Consider the following 15,866-nt stretch of genomic DNA (forward strand, 5'->3'; position numbering starts at 1 on the left):
GTCCTTAATGAATTTTGCTGCCCAGGGTCACCACGCCGTCCGCGCGTTCGCGGCCGAGCCAACTGGTCCACCCGAGGCGACAGGCGTTCTGCTCACCGATGCGCAGTTCGCGGATTTCTTCCTGGCGCAGGACCAGGCGAATGTCGTAGTCCAGCGGGTCACGCAGGGTGAACCGCACCAGCGCGCACAGCGGCTGGTAGCCGAAACCGATCGGCAGGAATTCGTGGAAGCGTTGCCAGTCGAGCTGGCGGATATGGATGCGGAACTTGCCACTGCGATCGCGCACCCGCTCGCCCAGCACCAGGTCTTCGCCGAGCTGGCTGTTGGCGCGGCCCAGGCGGTTGCGTTGCTCTTCGAGGATCTCCACCCGACGCTCGATGCACTGCTCGATCACCAGGTCCGCATGCTTGAAGTAGTAACGCAGCACGGCCTCGATCAGCGCCGCCGAGTGGGCCCGCAGGCTGAGCAGGCCGAGGTACGGCAGCAGGCGCTTCCAGTTCAGTTCCTTGGCCTTGCGGATGTCTTCGCCGCCGAGGCCGATCAGGGCGAACAGCTGGGCGGAAAACGGGTCGAGCGCGCCGCTCTTGAAGCTGGCGCGGTAGCGGTACTTGCGCCAGATCGGCAGCATCAGCCGCTGCAGGCGATGGTGGAACAGGTCGAGGAAGTTGCGGGTCGGGTTGCCGTCTTCGCTGTCGCCCAGGGCCTGCTCACCGTAGAACGCCGGCAGCGGCGAGCCGGAGCCGAACAGCCCGATCAGGTTGAACCGCAGGCGCGCGCGCATCTGCCCGTGCTCTTCGAAAAACTCCACGCGATCGACGTCGCTGCCAGGGAAACCCAGGCTCGGATTGGCCTGGAATTCCAGCTGGTCGTAGAGATCCTCTTCGCTCAGGCCCGGATGGGAGTCGCGCAGCCGGTCCACCACCAGCAGCACGGCCTGAAACAGCGAGTACTCGCGGATGACCCGGGTCAGCCCGCTTAAAGCAGGGGCTGCAGACCCATACGTGGTGTCCATTGGTACACCTCTCCCTGTGTACTTTTTACCCGCAGCTCGTGGTACGAGTTGAGACTGGCGTAAAGAGCGAAAAACTCGTTGAGAACCGAAGCGAAGACGAACATGTCGCCCTCACCGATATAGCCTTCCGGATCGATGGTCAGCTCGGTGCGCAGACCGCGCAGCGGCAGGCCCCGATGCAGCCGGTCGACATGCTCGTGGCGGATCGACTTGAGCCCGCCCAGCAGGCGCTTGCTGACCTTTTCCAGGTGCTGGTCGTAGTAGCGCGGCAAGTCGTAGGTTTCCAGGATCACCTTGAGCGCATCGACGTTGGCCAGCGACAGATAGTTGAGCGACATGTTGCTGATCAGCTTCCACAGGAAGTCGCGATTCAGCGGTGGCGCGTAGCTCGAGGTGGCCGGGGTGATATTGCGGAAACTGAGGAACTCCGGGGTTTCCTCGCACGCCTGGTTGATCTCGCCGAGCTTGAGCCGGCGCGGCAGGTTCTGGTTGGTGCAGGTCAGCTCGATGGACAGGGTTTCGTGAGCCTCGGTGTGGCGGATGCCGAAGCTCAGGTAAGTGTCCAGGCCGTCGTGCAGCAGCGAGGAGCGCTGGCGGATGCTGTAGTGCGGACGGCTTTGCGGGACGTCGAAACTCGGGTCGTGCTCGAAGGACTCGAACGGCACGTATTCCTGGTAACCCAGGCCGCCGGGCTTCCAGCCGGTGACGGTTTCCACCGAGAACACGCCGCAGTTTTCCAGGTCGTACTCGGCCGGCAGCAGCAGGTACTCGTCCTGCTTGCCATCGAGGCGGATCGGCAGCGCGTCGTGCTTGAACAGGTTGGCGATCGGCGTGCAGTACAGCTTCACGTTGTCCAGGGTCGGCCGCAGGCGCTGGATGCCGCTCTTGCGAATGTCGAAGCGCACTTCCAGGCCGTGCATCTGCTTGAGGGTGTCCTCCGGCAGCGACTTGAGCAGGTCCAGGCCGTTCAGGTCGACGAACAGGAACTTGTCCTGGAAGGCGAAATATTCCTGCAGGTAGCGATAGCCGCGGAAGGTGTTCAGCGGATAGGGGATCAACGCCTCTTCTTCGGCAAAGCCCACCGGCTGCACGCGGTTGCCCGGCATCTTGAACGACATGGCGTCGCCGCTGACGCCGGGGAACGGCTTGCCGTCCATGCCCAGCGGCACCAGCTCGATGCCTTCAAGGTTGCGCAACAGGCTCAGGTAGAGCATCTGGCTGATGTAGCGCTCGCCCGCCAGGTGCAGGCGCAGGCGGCTCAGGTTCAGCTCGCCGAGATGGCCGTCGCAGCTCATCTCCAGGCGCAGGCTGAGCAGCGCGCCGTCGCCTTTCACCGAGTAGTTCAGCGCGGTCAGGTCCAGCGGCAGGACTTCGGTCGGGTAGCAGGTACGGAAGCGGCAGCGCACATCATCGATGGGCTTGCTCTCCACCGGCGTATCACGCTCCACCCGCAGGGCCGGCCCGGACTGCTTCAGCGGGTCGAACTGCAGGATGCTGAACGCCGGCAACGGCCGCATGTAGTTCGGCCACAGCAGGTGCATCAGCGAGTGGCTCAGCTCCGGCAGCTCGTCATCGAGCTTCTGCCGCAGGCGACCGGTGAGGAAAGCGAAACCTTCGAGCAGGCGCTCCACATCCGGGTCCCGCCCGGCCTGGCCGAGAAACGGCGCCAGGGCCGGACTACGCTCGGCGAAACGGCGACCCAGCTGGCGCAGCGCGGTGAGTTCGCTTTGGTAGTAGTGGTTAAAGGACACGGGTTACCTGCCTGGTATTGAGTCTCATGAATAAACCGTCCTGTAGAGCGCAACCGTCAGCCCGGAAACCACGTAGCCCACGATGAGTGCACATGATTACCGGCCCTCCGCTTTTTCAGACGTCATCGCAACGCTGGTCTGCAGATAAAGCGCCCCGCCACCAAATCCGGTGATGGCCGCAGCACTCAGCGGGAAGCCATCTTTACTGTCGTAGCGGATCCAGCCTTCAGCCCAGATGTCCCCATTCTCGTGCCGAATCTCGACGTAATAATCCGGCGCCTCGGCCTTGGCGATTTCGACGAACACGCCACCATCCTCAGCGCCAACCCACAGTGCATTGGGATGAGCGAAGAGTTTTGGCGGGGTATCCCGCTGCCAGGTAAACAGCAGCGCAAACAGCACCAGAATCGCCAGCAATCCGACTGAGCAAAGGAATACGTTGAGGAGCCGCAACGCCTTGCCCTTCATCGAGGGCGCAGCGGTGGTTGGCATCGGCCCGTTAGAACAAGTCACGGGACACCCATTGATTGCAGCGACAAGGTTGGAATTTAGAAAATCTCATAAACAACCCAATCGCCGAACCGGCTCAAACTCACCACGATGAGCACAAACAAAATAAACGGCTCGAACCCACCCCTGAGATCTCGAAACTTGACCAAACGAACTGCACTTTTTACAAAATAATAAAAACCGACAACTATCATCGGAAGATAAAGAAAAATACAAACCACGAAAAAAAATGTATACACCGCCTGAGGGAGCAATAAGCCCATAAAATCGATACTAACCCCCCACGGGGCTTTGGGATCGATAAAGCTCAAAGACAGCATGACAAGAGAAATGAAGATAACGAAATATCGCATCACTTTATCGAAGCCCTTCGTCATAAAGCCGCTTTGCAAGTTCCCGATGCCTTAATTGACCGTCTGCATCATCCCCTGAATAGTAAAAGTGTCCCTGGTTAGTGCCTGACATCTGCCCCGCAAGCTCGGGTGCAACGCCAACCAATGCGGCATCCGTCATCCCGGCATAAATCGGATCGCCCTTATCCGTCAGGTCAATAATGATTGTTTTGATTATTTTCGGATGCCCGGTTACCGCATCCTTCAAGTCCTGATTGATCGGCGCACCGATGAGAACCAAGTGGTCGACGACAATATCCTTGCGCGCATGATACATAGCGCTACGCGCTGCAATTACCGCCCCCCATGAGTACCCGACAATATTGAACTGTCCAGAAGTCGGAATCTTTTTTGATATGCCAATGGCAGCAAGGGAGAAATCCGCAGGTTGGCTTTCTATAACCGGCACAGTGCTTTTAACAGCGACCAAACCATACAAATCGGTTCTTTCTTTTACAACGCCCAACTGATCATATTCAGACTCTGCCGACCGACTACTATCCTGATTGTAAAAAATAACCGCTGATGCGTCGGCGAGCATATCAACCATTGGGTGGACATACTCATCCGCCCCAGTGATCAGGGATGAATAGTTTCCATAAACAGAATTAGCGATGCCTGTCTCGGTAAATGCGTTGATCATGTCGGCGTTATAACCACCAATCATCCCAGCGCCACCCAAAAATACGGTCAACCCTTGCTCAACTACAACCGGCTTAGGGACAAGCGCTTTGGTAGGGGAACTTTGCACCGTAGCGACTTTTTTGAAAGTACCACTTGAAGTGCTGATGGTATCAGTGGCCATTCATCAACTTCCCGCTGCTACGTAGACTTCGACTTTCTCTGCTCGCTCATGTCGAGCAAGCCGATGAGTAAGCCCTGCATCATTGGTAACCCCTTCTTCCTGCATGCCATCTTCGCGAACAAGCAGATATCGGCGATTGGCAATCGGAGCTCCCGCCTCATCTGTCAGCGCAAACTGCTCATCAAATCCAGGAATAATCAGCGGTAATGGAGGAACAAACGGCGCCGCCGAGTGGGAGTCACCGATAATCACCGTCCCCGATCCAGCCGTGACTGTATTGCCGTGAGTACCCACAGAACCAACGGTGGCCGCGGCTTTGCCGTTGATCAGCACCGTGGTCGCCAAGGCGCTGGCCATCGCGCCGCCACAGGCTGAGGCATCGCCTTGGCGGGCAGCCGGAAGTCCGTCGAAGAACACATCGCCGGAACCGGCGGCGATCGGGTTGGTTGCGTGGCCGGGGAGCGGGCAGGCGGTGGGATCGCTGACGCGTGCTGCGGGTTTACCTGACATCGTCCTCTCCTTGCTTAACTGACCTTGACCTGTCCGCTGCCATCCAGGCGCGCGGAAAAACTGACCTGGCGCTTGAACCCGTCCACCTCAAGCAGGCCTTCGATATTGAAAGCCAGCTTGAGCTGGTCGTGATCACGCGGCAGGGAAACGACACGCACATTGCTCAGACGCGGCTCGTAGGCTTCGATGAAGCTTTCGATGGCCAGGCGGGCCTGGCTCAGGGCGTCGTGCAGGCTCAGGCGCATGTCGTTGAGATCGGGCAACCCGTAATCGGACAGCGTCTGCACGCTGCCCGCACGGGTGCTGAGCATCTTGCCCAGATGGGCAGCCACCGACGCCATGGCGGAAACCTCGCGGCTCCAGCCGACACGTTTGTCGGCCTCGCCACTCAGGCGTTCGAAAAGGCTGCCGTATCCGGTCATGACCTTGCTCCTGGTTACTCTTTGTCCAGCTTGCCAACCAGCGACAGGGTGAAATCGGCACCCATGTACTTGAAGTGCGGGCGCACGTTCAGGCTGACGCGGTACCAGCCCGGCTCACCTTCCACATCGCTGACGATGATCTGCGCGGCGCGCAGCGGACGACGGCCACGAACTTCGGCGCTCGGGTTTTCCTGGTCGGCGACGTACTGGCGGATCCACTTGTTGAGTTCCAGCTCGAGGTCGGTACGTTCTTTCCACGAACCGAGTTGCTCGCGCTGCAGCACTTTCAGGTAGTGAGCCAGGCGGTTGACGATCATCATGTACGGCAGCTGGGTGCCGAGCTTGTAGTTCAGCTCCGCAGCCTTGCCTTCCGCGCTGATGCCGAAGAACTTCGGCTTCTGCACCGAGCTGGCGGAGAAGAACGCCGCGTTGTCGCTGCCTTTGCGCATGGTCAGGGAGATGAAGCCTTCCTCGGCCAGTTCGTATTCACGACGGTCGGAAACCAGAACCTCTGTAGGAATCTTGGTCTCGATTTCGCCCATGCTTTCGAAGTGGTGCAGCGGCAGGTCTTCTACCGCGCCACCGCTCTGCGGGCCGATGATGTTCGGGCACCAGCGGAACTTGGCGAAGCTGTCGGTCAGTTTGGTACCGAAGGCGTACGCGGTGTTGCCCCACAGGTAGTGCTCGTGGCTGTTGGCAACGGTTTCCTTGTAGACGAAGGATTTGACCGGATTCTCTTCCGGATCGTACGGGTTGCGCAGCAGGAAGCGCGGTACGGTCAGGCCGATGTAGCGCGAGTCTTCCGACTGGCGGAAGCTCTGCCATTTGGCGAATTGCGGGCCTTCGAAGTGGTCTTTCAGATCCTTCAGGTCCGGCAGGCCGGTGAAGCTTTCCAGGCCGAAGAACTTCGGACCGGCCGCGGCGATGAACGGCGCGTGGGACATGCAGGCAACGCTGGACACGTACTGCATCAGCTTCACGTCTGGCGAGCTTGGCGACATGAAGTAGTTGGCGATGATCGCGCCCACCGGCTGGCCACCGAACTGGCCGTATTCAGCGGTGTAGATGTGCTTGTACAGGCCAGCCTGCATCACTTCCGGCGAATCTTCGAAGTCGTCCAGCAGGTCCTGCTTGGAGACGTTGAGGATTTCGATCTTGATGTTTTCGCGGAAGTTGGTGCGGTCGACCAGCAACTGCAGGCCGCGCCAGGCCGATTCCAGGGACTGGAAGTCTTCGTGGTGAAGGATTTCGTCCATCTGGCGGCTGAGCTTGGCATCGATCTCGGCGATCATGCGGTCAACCATGGCTTTCTTGACCGGCTCGCCATCATTCTGAGGCTTGAGCAGCTCTTCGATGAAGGCCGACACACCGCGCTTGGCGATGTCGTAGGCTTCGTCGTCCGGAGTCAGGCGGGTTTCGGCGATGATGCTGTCGAGAATGCTGTACTCGCCGTTCTCGTTGCTTTTCTGTTGTGCTGCACTAGTGCTCATAGTGTTTGGCTTCCTTGACTGATAGAGACTCAGGCTTCGGTGGCTGCGGCGTTCAGGCCCAGCTCACCGAGTACACGACCGCGCGATTCGTCGTCGGCGAGTACGCCTTCGATGGCTTTACGGAATGCAGGGGCGTTACCCAGCGGACCCTTGAGGGCCACCAGCGCATCGCGCAGTTCCATCAGTTTTTTCAGCTCAGGCACTTGCTCGACCAGGCTGGCCGGGTTGAAGTCCTTCATCGAGTTGACGCGCAGCTTGACCGCCAGCTCTTCGGTGTCGCCCTCTTCCTGAAGACGGTTAGGCACGCTCAGCGTCAGGCTCAGCTCCTGCTTGGCCAGCACTTCGTCGAACGTCATTTTGTCGATGCTGATCGGCTTGCGGTCTTCCACTTTGCGCTCGTCCACGCGCTGGGTGTAATCACCGATTGCCAGTAGCTTCAACGGCAGTTCAATCTCTTCCTGAGCACCGCCGGTGGCGGGTTTGAAGGTGACGTTGATGCGTTCCTTGGGGGCTACCGAGCCTTCTTTGGCCATGGCTTTTCTCCTTGCGGTTGTTGGCCCTGGGGCCTATTCGAGTACCACTTCGAGGTCGAGGTGGCACAGCCTGCGATAAATCTCTTCCTTGCGTTCTCGCACTGCGTGGTTCTGCGGCAACAACTCACAGCAGCTATGCAGGAGGTGCAGCACTTCCAACGCAAGATCCGGCTCCCAGGCATGCAGGCCCGAGCTCAGTAATTCTTGATCGAGGGTTTCGAGCTGGGTCTTGGCCAGCTCGTATTTCTTGGCCATGAAGCACAGCCGCGCCAGGCTGAACTGCCAGAAAAACCGCACCCGCCCGCCATGGGCGTTCTGCAGGCCTTGCTTGAGGATCTGCACGGCGGCCTTGAGGCCGTCCTTGCGCAGGATCGGCAATACCTCTTCGAGGGCTTCTTCCCAGGCCGGCTGGCTGGCGGTCGCTTCGACCTTGCGCGGCGCGCTGGCGCTTTGCAGATGGGGCATGACGTGGGCGCTGATCCAGCTGCGGGTGGCCGGATCGGCGAAAGGCGCGCCGTCGTGGAAACGCAGCTCGACTACGCCCGGCAGGCGCTGCAACAGGAGTGCGAAGTGAAACTCCACCTCGCGCATCGCCTGGTCGGCGTTCAGCCCTTGCAGGCATTCCCAGACCATGCGCTGGCCGTCGAACCAGAACGGCGCCCTGGCCAGGCTGGCTTCGAGCTCCACCAGCAGGTCGGCGTACTGCCCATTGGCAAAACGCTCCTGGTAAGTCTTGAGCTTGTCGGCCGGCAGCCCGCGCAACGCGGTGATCTGCTCGGCATTGCGCTCCGGGACGGCATCGATGGGCAACCACAGCATGGTGCGGTTCAAGCGCAGGGCACGCACATCCGTGGCCTTCTGCTTGAGCCACCAGGCGCTCAGCGGGCGGGCGTTTTCCTGCAAGGCGCGCAGGGCCTTCTGCGCTTCCTTCTCGTTGTCGATAGGCGCGCCGGGCGTAAACAGCTGGGTCGCGGCCTGCTTGACCTGCGCCACCACCGCGCCCACGGCGCCGGGTTCCGGCTGGTTGTCGGCGGCGCGCTGGACCATGGTCGACAGCCGCCGGCAGATCGGCAGCAGCAAGGGCGCATCGTCGCCCAGATGCTCGGTGAGCGCAGCGTCGAGCCCTTCCAGGTGTTCCACCAGGCGGCGGAACAGCGGCAGCTGCTCCTTGATCGCGACGTTTTCCCCCAGCACCTGCTCGAGACGCGGCACCAGCCAGCCGATGGCAGCAGACCGGGTACGCAGTTTGGCGGGGTGGATCTGCGCCCAATGCTGTTCGCACAGGTGCTGCAGAAGACCAAAGCCGGCCAGCAGGCCGGGGAAGGATTCACGCTGATACAAGGCCCAGGTAAGCCAGGCGGCCACCCGCAGATCCTTGGACTGGGTACGCAGCAGCGCTTCACTGTTTTCGAGGATTTTCAGCCAGTCGATCTGACCGCTTTCGTGCATGGATTGGGCTTTGCCCAGCTCACTTTCCAACGCCTCGTATTCGCTGGAGAAGCGAACGTCCTCGCCCGCAAAACTCTCTTTGGAAATAGAGGCCTTGGCGAGTTCGAGGTAATGGGCAGAAAGTTTGCTTGAGTAGGACATCCATGGCCTTTTTCGAGATTACGGTCTATACGCCCGCGAGACATTTTTCGCGTGCTTGACAGTATCAAAGAGCGTACTCATCCAATTGAGCCTGCTCTTTCAAGAGCGCGCATCGTAATCAGTATGATGGCCACTAGCAAGCATCCCCTCAAACAACAAGACGAACTGTCATCGGCTTCTCGTAAGAGATTGCCTTATATATGACAGGGGTTCCCCCTAGACAGCCAGTTGAATCCCTATTTCAACCAGAAACGCCAGGAGCCGCGAGCCAGAGCCTTGCGCGATATGAACCAGAGCACGATTCAATGATTAAGGGACAATGCTATGCCGAGTCGAAAAGTGCCGGATATGGGAATAGTCTTAATTCTGAACTTTTATGAAATAGTGCAGTCCGCGTACAACACCCAACTTCGGAAAGTGCCACTAATATGATGGCACTTGGGACGGTAGTTTGCTATCAAACACTCTGTATGATTTTTGAACAATACAGATGTAGTTCTGGCGAAACTTGCGCTAGGCATTCCTGTTCTTTATATGCGAACAGCCACCCATAAAAAATGGGCATCCGAGTTATCGGCTTGCCCATTTTTCAATACGGTTCTCCCTGCTATCGAGGGAGTTCGCAACAGTTATGGATTGACGCTGTCTTTCAGCGATTTGCCTGGCTTGAAGGCCACGGTGTTGCTGGCCTTGATCTTCACCGGCTCACCGGTTTGCGGGTTCTTGCCGGTACGGGCGCCACGGTGACGCTGCAGGAAGGTTCCGAAACCTACCAGGGTGACACTGTCCTTACGATGCAGGGCGCCGGTGATTTCTTCGAGAACGGCGTTGAGAACGCGGTTGGCCTGTTCTTTGGTCAGATCCGCTTTTTCAGCAATTGCAGCGGCGAGTTCTGGTTTACGCATAGTGAAGCCTCTTTGACGGTTTTTTGTTGTTATGTCCGTGCTGTTCTTCCGGAACAGCGCCCAAGGCGCCGCAGGCTCTACTCTGCGGCAGACGGGTGTGAGGATGGCACGCGGTTAGGAGTGGCGCCAGTCTCTGCGCGACCTTTGTAGTGGCAAACACATGATTATTCCGACAGAACGACCAGTATTTAGGCCAACAAGCCGGGAAGCTCCTTGTTCAGGGCCAGTTTGTCCATGACCGCGGCCCCGGTCAGCGCATAACCCAGCAGTTTGCCGCCGGCATCGCGGCATAGCGCCTTGATGTCGGCGCCCTGCCCTTCGACCGTCCACACGCCTTCCAGGCCGCGTGGCGGTGGCGAAACCACCAGCGGGCAGACCGGGGTTTTCACGGTGATCGGCATTGGGCCGTAGCTGACTGCCGTCGGGTTGCCAGCCAGGGTTTGTGCCAGCGCTCGCGCACAACTCATGAGGGGCATGACGTACAGCAAATTCAGCCCATCGACCTCGGCGCAGTCGCCCAAGGCATAGATGTTGGCGTGGGAGGTCTTGAGATGCCGGTCCACCACCACCCCACGGTTGACCATCACCCCCGCGGCGGCGGCCAGGTCGATGCGCGGACGCAGGCCGATCGCCGACACCACCAGATCGCAGGCAATCACCTCGCCATCGGACAGATGCGCCTCTAGGCCATCTGCCGTGCGCTGCAGGCGATTGAGCACCGGTCCCAGGTGGAAGCGCGCACCCAGGCTTTCCAGCCCGGCCTGTACCGCGGCAGCGGCCGCAGGGTGCAGCAGCGTCGGCATGACCTGCTCGCAAGGTGCCACCAGGTCCACCTCGTAACCGCCGAGGATCAGGTCGTTGGCGAACTCGCAGCCGATCAGGCCGGCGCCCAGCAGCAGTACCCGGCGCTTGCCGGCCGCAGCTGCGCGGAAGCGCGCGTAGTCTTCCAGGTCGTTGATCGGGAAGATCAGATCGCCGGCATCGCCCTCCACCGGTACGCGCACGGTTTCCGCCCCCCAAGCGAGGATCAGGTCGCGGTAGCTCACCGCTTCTTCACCAATCCACAGGCGCTTGTGGCCAGGGTCGATGCCGCTGATGCGGGTATGGGTGCGCACCTCGGCCTTCAGTTGCTCGGCCATGGCGCCGGGTTCGGCCATGCTCAGGCCATCAGCTTCCTTGTTCTTGCCAAAGCCGGTGGACAGCATCGGCTTGGAATAGGAACGTCCGTCATCGGCGGTAATCAGCAGCAGCGGCGTTTCGCTATCGAGCTTGCGAAACTCTCGGGCCAGGTTATAGCCGGCCAGCCCGGTGCCCACGATGACGACAGGTGCGTTCATTCCTTACTCCTTCAGGTTCAGGGGATCACAGGTTGTGATCAGCCGATTTCGATCATTTCGAAATCCATTTTGCCGACTCCGCAATCCGGGCAGAGCCAGTCTTCAGGCACGTCTTCCCAGCGGGTACCGGGCAAGATTCCGTCGTCCGGCCAGCCGTCGGCTTCGTTGTAGATCAGGCCGCAGACCACACATTGCCACTTTTTCATTTACACGTTTCCTCAGGTTCTCAGGCTGTTGCCGGCGGGATGGTCGATGAATCGACTCTGGATGACGCCAGGGGGCGCGTCCGGCCCAGCGCGTTTTGTACTGATGAGCACCGACGGATGCAAGCACGTTCGCTGCGGGCGGCCGCTCCATTGCGGCAAAATCGCTCGTCGCCATGCTAAGCTCGCGGCCTCATTTGCTGCCAATAATGACCCACTGTGCCGCACTCAATCTCTCCATTTTCCACCCCGGACTGGCTCTCGCAAAGCCGGCTGACGCCCCTCCCCGACGCACAAACCCTCGACTGGCTGTTCGATGAAGGTTCGCTGACCCGGCGCCTGACCCGTCTCTCCAATGACGGTTTCAGCGTGACGCCGCTGGTCGAGGGCTGGCAGACCCTGCGCGCCGACGAATGCGTCGCGCTGGACCTGCCGCCGGACAGCCAGGGCTGGGTACGCGAGGTGTATCTGCGCGGTCACGGCCAGGCCTGGGTATTCGCCCGCAGCGTGGCGGCCCGCAGCGCCCTGCAGGACGGCGGGCTGAACATGGACGAACTGGGCAGCCGCTCCCTGGGCGAACTGCTGTTCTGCGACCAGGCCTTTGCGCGCCGCCCCATCGAGGTCTGCCATTACCCACGCCCGTGGCTGCCCGACGAAGTGCAAGCCGACGGCCTCTGGGCTCGCCGTTCGCGCTTCGATCGCGCAACCCTGAGTGTGCTGGTCGCCGAAATCTTCCTGCCGTCCCTGTGGAGCGCCGTCGTCGCCCAGCCGGAGAACCGCTGATGTATCAGAGCCTGCTCAAATCCCTCAACCGCCTGAACCCGCGTGCCTGGGACTTCATCCAGCTGACCCGCATGGACAAGCCGATCGGCATCTACCTGCTGCTCTGGCCGACCCTCTGGGCCCTGTGGATTGCCGGCGAAGGCTCGCCATCGCTGGCCAATATCGTGATTTTCGTCCTCGGCGTGACCCTCACCCGGGCCGGCGGCTGCGTGATCAACGACTGGGCCGACCGCAAGGTCGACGGCCACGTGAAGCGCACCGAACAGCGTCCGCTGGTCAGCGGCAAGATCAGTTCCAAGGAAGCCCTGGTGTTCTTCGCCGTGCTGATGTTCATCAGCTTCCTGCTGGTGCTGTGCACCAACGCGGCGACCATCTGGCTGTCCCTGGGCGGCCTGGCCCTGGCAGCCAGCTACCCCTTCATGAAGCGCTACACCTATTACCCGCAAGTGGTGCTGGGCGCAGCGTTCTCCTGGGGCATCCCGATGGCCTTCACCGCCGAAACCGGCGAACTGCCGGCCACCGCCTGGCTGTTGTACATCGCCAACCTGCTGTGGACCGTGGGTTATGACACCTATTACGCGATGACCGACCGCGACGACGACCTGAAGATCGGGGTGAAATCCACCGCGATCCTGTTCGGCGAAGCCGACCGGGTAATCATTCTGACCCTGCAGGGCCTGGCGCTGGGGTGCCTGCTGCTGGCAGGCGCGCGCTTCGAACTGGGGGGCTGGTTCCATCTGGGCTTGCTGGCCGCGGCCGGCTGTTTTGCCTGGGAGTTCTGGGACACCCGCGATCGCGACCGGATGAAGTGCTTCAAGGCCTTCCTGCATAACCACTGGGCAGGGTTGGCGATTTTCCTGGGGATAGTCGTGGATTACGCGGTGCGCTGAAGATCGTTATCGCGGGCAAGCNNNAGGCTTGCCCGCGATGAAACACTGCGGTCAATCAGGCTTGGCCACTTTCCAGGCGCCATCCATCTTGCCGTCGCCGGTCATGTCACCGGCTTTCTTGTCCATCACGAAGGTGTACAGCGGCTTGCCGTCGTAGGCCCACTGCATGGAGCCGTCGTCACGCTTGATGACGGTCCACTCGCCCATGGCCTTGTCGCCGCTGGCGGCCATCAGCGGCGGCCAGTTGGCGGCGCACTTGTCGTTGCACATGGACTTGCCGCCGGCATCCTTGGCAAAGGTGTACAGGGTCATGCCCTTGTGGTCGACGTACATACCGTCTTTGACCATCGCCGGTTCCGCGGCGAACGCCAGCCCCGGCAGGGCCAGCGCAGCGCTCAGCAACAGGGCTTTGCAGGATTTCGTGAGTTGAGTCATGGAAACCTTCTTTGGTGGTTGTCAGGATTCGGACCCAAAGCTTAGTCCATGAATGCAGCCCTCGCCCCAGCACCTAAAATACTGTCACACGACTGCAATAATTCCGTTATCTAATGCGGCGCAAGACAGTTAAATGACAAGAGGATTAAGCATGGTTGGCAGGAGCATTCTGATCGTTGACGACGAAGCGCCCATTCGCGAAATGATCGCCGTTGCGTTGGAAATGGCCGGCTACGACTGCCTGGAGGCGGAGAACTCCCAGCAGGCCCATGCCATCATCGTCGACCGCAAGCCCGACCTGATCCTGCTCGACTGGATGCTGCCCGGCACTTCCGGCATCGAGCTGGCCCGGCGTCTGAAACGCGATGAGCTGACCGGTGACATCCCGATCATCATGCTCACCGCCAAGGGCGAAGAGGACAACAAGATCCAGGGCCTGGAAGTCGGCGCCGACGACTACATCACCAAGCCGTTCTCCCCTCGCGAGCTGGTAGCGCGCCTCAAGGCCGTGCTGCGCCGCGCCGGCCCGACCGACGGCGAGGCGCCGATCGAAGTCGGCGGCCTGCTGCTGGACCCGATCAGCCACCGCGTGACCATCGACGGCAAACCGGCCGAGATGGGCCCGACCGAATACCGCCTGCTGCAATTCTTCATGACCCACCAGGAACGTGCCTACACCCGCGGCCAGTTGCTGGATCAGGTCTGGGGCGGCAACGTCTATGTCGAAGAGCGCACCGTCGACGTGCATATCCGCCGCCTGCGCAAAGCCTTGGGCGATGCCTACGAGAATCTGGTACAAACCGTGCGCGGCACCGGCTACCGTTTTTCCACCAAGGCCTGAAGCCGGCCCCTTATTCGCCAGACGCTTACAAGGACGCGTGTTAAGTGAACCAAAACTGGCATGGCACCCTGATTCGCCACATGCTGCTGTTGGTCACCGGCTGCCTGCTGGTGGGCCTGATCAGCGGCTTCTACGGCTGGAGCCTGGCCATCGGCCTGGGGATCTATCTGGCCTGGACCCTCAAGCAACTGCTGCGCCTGCACGAATGGCTGCGCCTGCACCAACCCGATGAAGCACCGCCCGATGGCTACGGCCTGTGGGGCGAGGTGTTCGACAGCATCTATCACCTGCAACGCCGCGACCAACGGGTGCGCGGGCGCCTGCAAGCGGTGATCGACCGGGTCCAGGAGTCCACCGCGGCGCTGAAAGACGCGGTGATCATGCTCGACAGCGACGGCAACCTGGAATGGTGGAACCGCGCCGCGGAAACCCTGCTGGGCCTGAAGACCCCGCAGGACAGCGGCCAGCCGGTGACCAACCTGGTGCGCCATCCACGCTTCAAGGAATATTTCGAGCAGGACAATTACAACGAGCCGCTGGAAATCCCCTCGCCGACCAACGACCGGATACGCATCCAGCTGTACATCACCCGCTACGGCAACAACGAACACCTGATGCTGGTGCGCGACGTGACCCGCATCCACCAGCTGGAACAGATGCGCAAAGACTTCATCGCCAACGTCTCCCACGAGCTGCGCACACCGCTGACAGTGATCTGCGGCTACCTGGAAACCCTGCTCGACAACGTCGAGGAAGTGAACCCGCGCTGGAACCGTGCCCTGCAGCAGATGCAGCAGCAAGGCGGGCGCATGCAGACCCTGCTCAACGACCTGCTGCTGTTGGCCAAACTGGAAGCCACCGACTACCCGTCGGACAACCAGCCGGTGCCGATCGACGTGCTCCTGCAATCGATCAAAAGCGATGCCCAGGCCCTGTCCGGGGAACGCAACCAGCGCATCACCCTGGAAGCCGACGCCCAGGTCCAGCTCAAGGGCAGCGAGGCGGAACTGCGCAGCGCCTTTTCCAACCTGGTGTTCAACGCGGTGAAATACACCCCGGCCGAGGGCAACATCCGCATCCGCTGGTGGGGCGACGAGCAAGGCGCGCACCTGAGCGTGCAGGATTCGGGGATCGGCATCGACAACAAGCACCTGCCGCGCCTGACCGAACGCTTCTACCGGGTCGACTCCAGCCGCAACTCCAACACCGGCGGCACCGGCCTGGGCCTGGCCATCGTCAAGCATGTGCTGCTGCGCCATCGGGCGCGCCTGGAGATCAGCAGCGTACCGGGCCACGGCAGCACCTTTACCTGCCATTTCGCCCCGGCCCAGGTGAAAAGATTCCGTGCCGGCACCCTGACCGACCAGCGGTGACAGCCACGCGCCACTAGGCAATCGCCCTGCCAGCCGCTACATTGGCTGGCTTGCGCCTGCCATTGCGCCGCGCATTTCCCTCTT

Annotated in this window: 18 protein-coding genes; 4 read left to right on the forward strand and 14 right to left on the reverse strand. The window is 60.8% G+C overall.

From position 1 onward, the window contains the following. Positions 1-4 precede the first annotated feature (4 nt). The 13 genes from tssG to ACTJKT_RS16580 form a co-directional block, all read right to left on the reverse strand. Positions 5-1,012, reverse strand: a complete 1,008-nt coding sequence (gene tssG / locus ACTJKT_RS16520) for a type VI secretion system baseplate subunit TssG (RefSeq protein ID WP_023967802.1) — start codon at positions 1,010-1,012, stop codon at positions 5-7. Further along, positions 976-2,763 (reverse strand): type VI secretion system baseplate subunit TssF, encoded by a 1,788-nt coding sequence (gene tssF / locus ACTJKT_RS16525; protein WP_097306462.1) that lies wholly within the window; start codon positions 2,761-2,763, stop codon positions 976-978. The genes tssG and tssF overlap by 37 nt, the downstream gene beginning before the upstream one ends. A 96-nt stretch (positions 2,764-2,859) precedes the next feature. Then, positions 2,860-3,231: a hypothetical protein gene (locus tag ACTJKT_RS16530; RefSeq protein WP_440787812.1), complete on the reverse strand. Its 372-nt coding sequence runs from the start codon at positions 3,229-3,231 to the stop codon at positions 2,860-2,862. Between the two features lie 80 nt (positions 3,232-3,311). Next, positions 3,312-3,665: a hypothetical protein gene (locus tag ACTJKT_RS16535; protein ID WP_440787813.1), complete on the reverse strand. Its 354-nt coding sequence runs from the start codon at positions 3,663-3,665 to the stop codon at positions 3,312-3,314. Beyond that, positions 3,631-4,470, reverse strand: coding sequence for a hypothetical protein (locus ACTJKT_RS16540; protein WP_440787814.1), 840 nt, complete (start codon positions 4,468-4,470; stop codon positions 3,631-3,633). The genes ACTJKT_RS16535 and ACTJKT_RS16540 overlap by 35 nt, the downstream gene beginning before the upstream one ends. 3 nt (positions 4,471-4,473) lie before the next feature. Beyond that, positions 4,474-4,980 (reverse strand): PAAR domain-containing protein, encoded by a 507-nt coding sequence (locus tag ACTJKT_RS16545; RefSeq protein WP_440787815.1) that lies wholly within the window; start codon positions 4,978-4,980, stop codon positions 4,474-4,476. Positions 4,981-4,994: 14 nt separating this feature from the next. Then, positions 4,995-5,402, reverse strand: a complete 408-nt coding sequence (gene tssE / locus ACTJKT_RS16550) for a type VI secretion system baseplate subunit TssE (RefSeq protein ID WP_007930282.1) — start codon at positions 5,400-5,402, stop codon at positions 4,995-4,997. A gap of 14 nt (positions 5,403-5,416) precedes the next feature. Beyond that, positions 5,417-6,892, reverse strand: coding sequence for a type VI secretion system contractile sheath large subunit (gene tssC / locus ACTJKT_RS16555; protein WP_007930285.1), 1,476 nt, complete (start codon positions 6,890-6,892; stop codon positions 5,417-5,419). 29 nt (positions 6,893-6,921) lie between these two features. Further along, on the reverse strand, positions 6,922-7,425 hold the full coding sequence (gene tssB / locus ACTJKT_RS16560; protein WP_007930286.1) for a type VI secretion system contractile sheath small subunit: 504 nt from the start codon (positions 7,423-7,425) through the stop codon (positions 6,922-6,924). Between the two features lie 33 nt (positions 7,426-7,458). Further along, complete coding sequence (tssA, locus tag ACTJKT_RS16565; RefSeq protein WP_440787816.1) at positions 7,459-9,015, reverse strand: type VI secretion system protein TssA; 1,557 nt, start codon at positions 9,013-9,015, stop codon at positions 7,459-7,461. Positions 9,016-9,644: 629 nt separating this feature from the next. Beyond that, a complete protein-coding gene (locus tag ACTJKT_RS16570) occupies positions 9,645-9,920 on the reverse strand; it encodes an HU family DNA-binding protein (protein WP_003213368.1) in 276 nt (91 codons plus the stop codon). 188 nt (positions 9,921-10,108) lie between these two features. Beyond that, on the reverse strand, positions 10,109-11,257 hold the full coding sequence (locus tag ACTJKT_RS16575; protein WP_053276695.1) for an NAD(P)/FAD-dependent oxidoreductase: 1,149 nt from the start codon (positions 11,255-11,257) through the stop codon (positions 10,109-10,111). A gap of 38 nt (positions 11,258-11,295) precedes the next feature. Beyond that, positions 11,296-11,463, reverse strand: a complete 168-nt coding sequence (locus ACTJKT_RS16580; RefSeq protein WP_007930291.1) for a rubredoxin — start codon at positions 11,461-11,463, stop codon at positions 11,296-11,298. Positions 11,464-11,679: 216 nt separating this feature from the next. On the opposite strand from ACTJKT_RS16580, the gene ACTJKT_RS16585 reads away from it, so the two are divergent. Next, positions 11,680-12,243, forward strand: coding sequence for a chorismate--pyruvate lyase family protein (locus ACTJKT_RS16585; protein WP_440787817.1), 564 nt, complete (start codon positions 11,680-11,682; stop codon positions 12,241-12,243). After that, complete coding sequence (gene ubiA, locus ACTJKT_RS16590; RefSeq protein WP_063433416.1) at positions 12,243-13,133, forward strand: 4-hydroxybenzoate octaprenyltransferase; 891 nt, start codon at positions 12,243-12,245, stop codon at positions 13,131-13,133. Before ACTJKT_RS16585 ends, ubiA begins: the two co-directional genes overlap by 1 nt. Before the next feature lie 51 nt (positions 13,134-13,184). Here the strand turns inward: ubiA and ACTJKT_RS16595 are convergent, their stop codons facing one another. Further along, positions 13,185-13,568: a COG4315 family predicted lipoprotein gene (locus ACTJKT_RS16595; RefSeq protein ID WP_053276698.1), complete on the reverse strand. Its 384-nt coding sequence runs from the start codon at positions 13,566-13,568 to the stop codon at positions 13,185-13,187. Between the two features lie 151 nt (positions 13,569-13,719). On the opposite strand from ACTJKT_RS16595, the gene phoB reads away from it, so the two are divergent. Both phoB and phoR read left to right on the forward strand, forming a co-directional pair. Next, a complete protein-coding gene (phoB, locus tag ACTJKT_RS16600; protein WP_007896474.1) occupies positions 13,720-14,409 on the forward strand; it encodes a phosphate regulon transcriptional regulator PhoB in 690 nt (229 codons plus the stop codon). 80 nt (positions 14,410-14,489) lie between these two features. Next, complete coding sequence (gene phoR / locus ACTJKT_RS16605; protein WP_440787985.1) at positions 14,490-15,782, forward strand: phosphate regulon sensor histidine kinase PhoR; 1,293 nt, start codon at positions 14,490-14,492, stop codon at positions 15,780-15,782. Positions 15,783-15,866: the final 84 nt, after the last annotated feature.

The sequence above is a fragment of the Pseudomonas sp. 22526 genome (assembly GCF_052044735.1).
GTDB classification, from domain to species: Bacteria; Pseudomonadota; Gammaproteobacteria; order Pseudomonadales; family Pseudomonadaceae; genus Aquipseudomonas; species Aquipseudomonas piscium.

Bases quoted from the DNA above. Each gene is read 5' to 3' on its own strand.
- tssG (WP_023967802.1), bottom strand. From the start codon at position 1,012: ATGGACACCACGTATGGGTCTGCAGCCCCTGCTTTAAGCGGGCTGACC.
- ACTJKT_RS16530 (WP_440787812.1), bottom strand. From the start codon at position 3,231: ATGAAGGGCAAGGCGTTGCGGCTCCTCAACGTATTCCTTTGCTCAGTC.
- ACTJKT_RS16540 (WP_440787814.1), bottom strand. From the start codon at position 4,470: ATGGCCACTGATACCATCAGCACTTCAAGTGGTACTTTCAAAAAAGTC.
- ACTJKT_RS16545 (WP_440787815.1), bottom strand. From the start codon at position 4,980: ATGTCAGGTAAACCCGCAGCACGCGTCAGCGATCCCACCGCCTGCCCG.
- tssE (WP_007930282.1), bottom strand. From the start codon at position 5,402: ATGACCGGATACGGCAGCCTTTTCGAACGCCTGAGTGGCGAGGCCGAC.
- tssC (WP_007930285.1), bottom strand. From the start codon at position 6,892: ATGAGCACTAGTGCAGCACAACAGAAAAGCAACGAGAACGGCGAGTAC.
- tssB (WP_007930286.1), bottom strand. From the start codon at position 7,425: ATGGCCAAAGAAGGCTCGGTAGCCCCCAAGGAACGCATCAACGTCACC.
- tssA (WP_440787816.1), bottom strand. From the start codon at position 9,015: ATGTCCTACTCAAGCAAACTTTCTGCCCATTACCTCGAACTCGCCAAG.
- ACTJKT_RS16570 (WP_003213368.1), bottom strand. From the start codon at position 9,920: ATGCGTAAACCAGAACTCGCCGCTGCAATTGCTGAAAAAGCGGATCTG.
- ACTJKT_RS16575 (WP_053276695.1), bottom strand. From the start codon at position 11,257: ATGAACGCACCTGTCGTCATCGTGGGCACCGGGCTGGCCGGCTATAAC.
- ACTJKT_RS16580 (WP_007930291.1), bottom strand. From the start codon at position 11,463: ATGAAAAAGTGGCAATGTGTGGTCTGCGGCCTGATCTACAACGAAGCC.
- ubiA (WP_063433416.1), top strand. From the start codon at position 12,243: ATGTATCAGAGCCTGCTCAAATCCCTCAACCGCCTGAACCCGCGTGCC.
- ACTJKT_RS16595 (WP_053276698.1), bottom strand. From the start codon at position 13,568: ATGACTCAACTCACGAAATCCTGCAAAGCCCTGTTGCTGAGCGCTGCG.
- phoB (WP_007896474.1), top strand. From the start codon at position 13,720: ATGGTTGGCAGGAGCATTCTGATCGTTGACGACGAAGCGCCCATTCGC.
- phoR (WP_440787985.1), top strand. From the start codon at position 14,490: ATGCTGCTGTTGGTCACCGGCTGCCTGCTGGTGGGCCTGATCAGCGGC.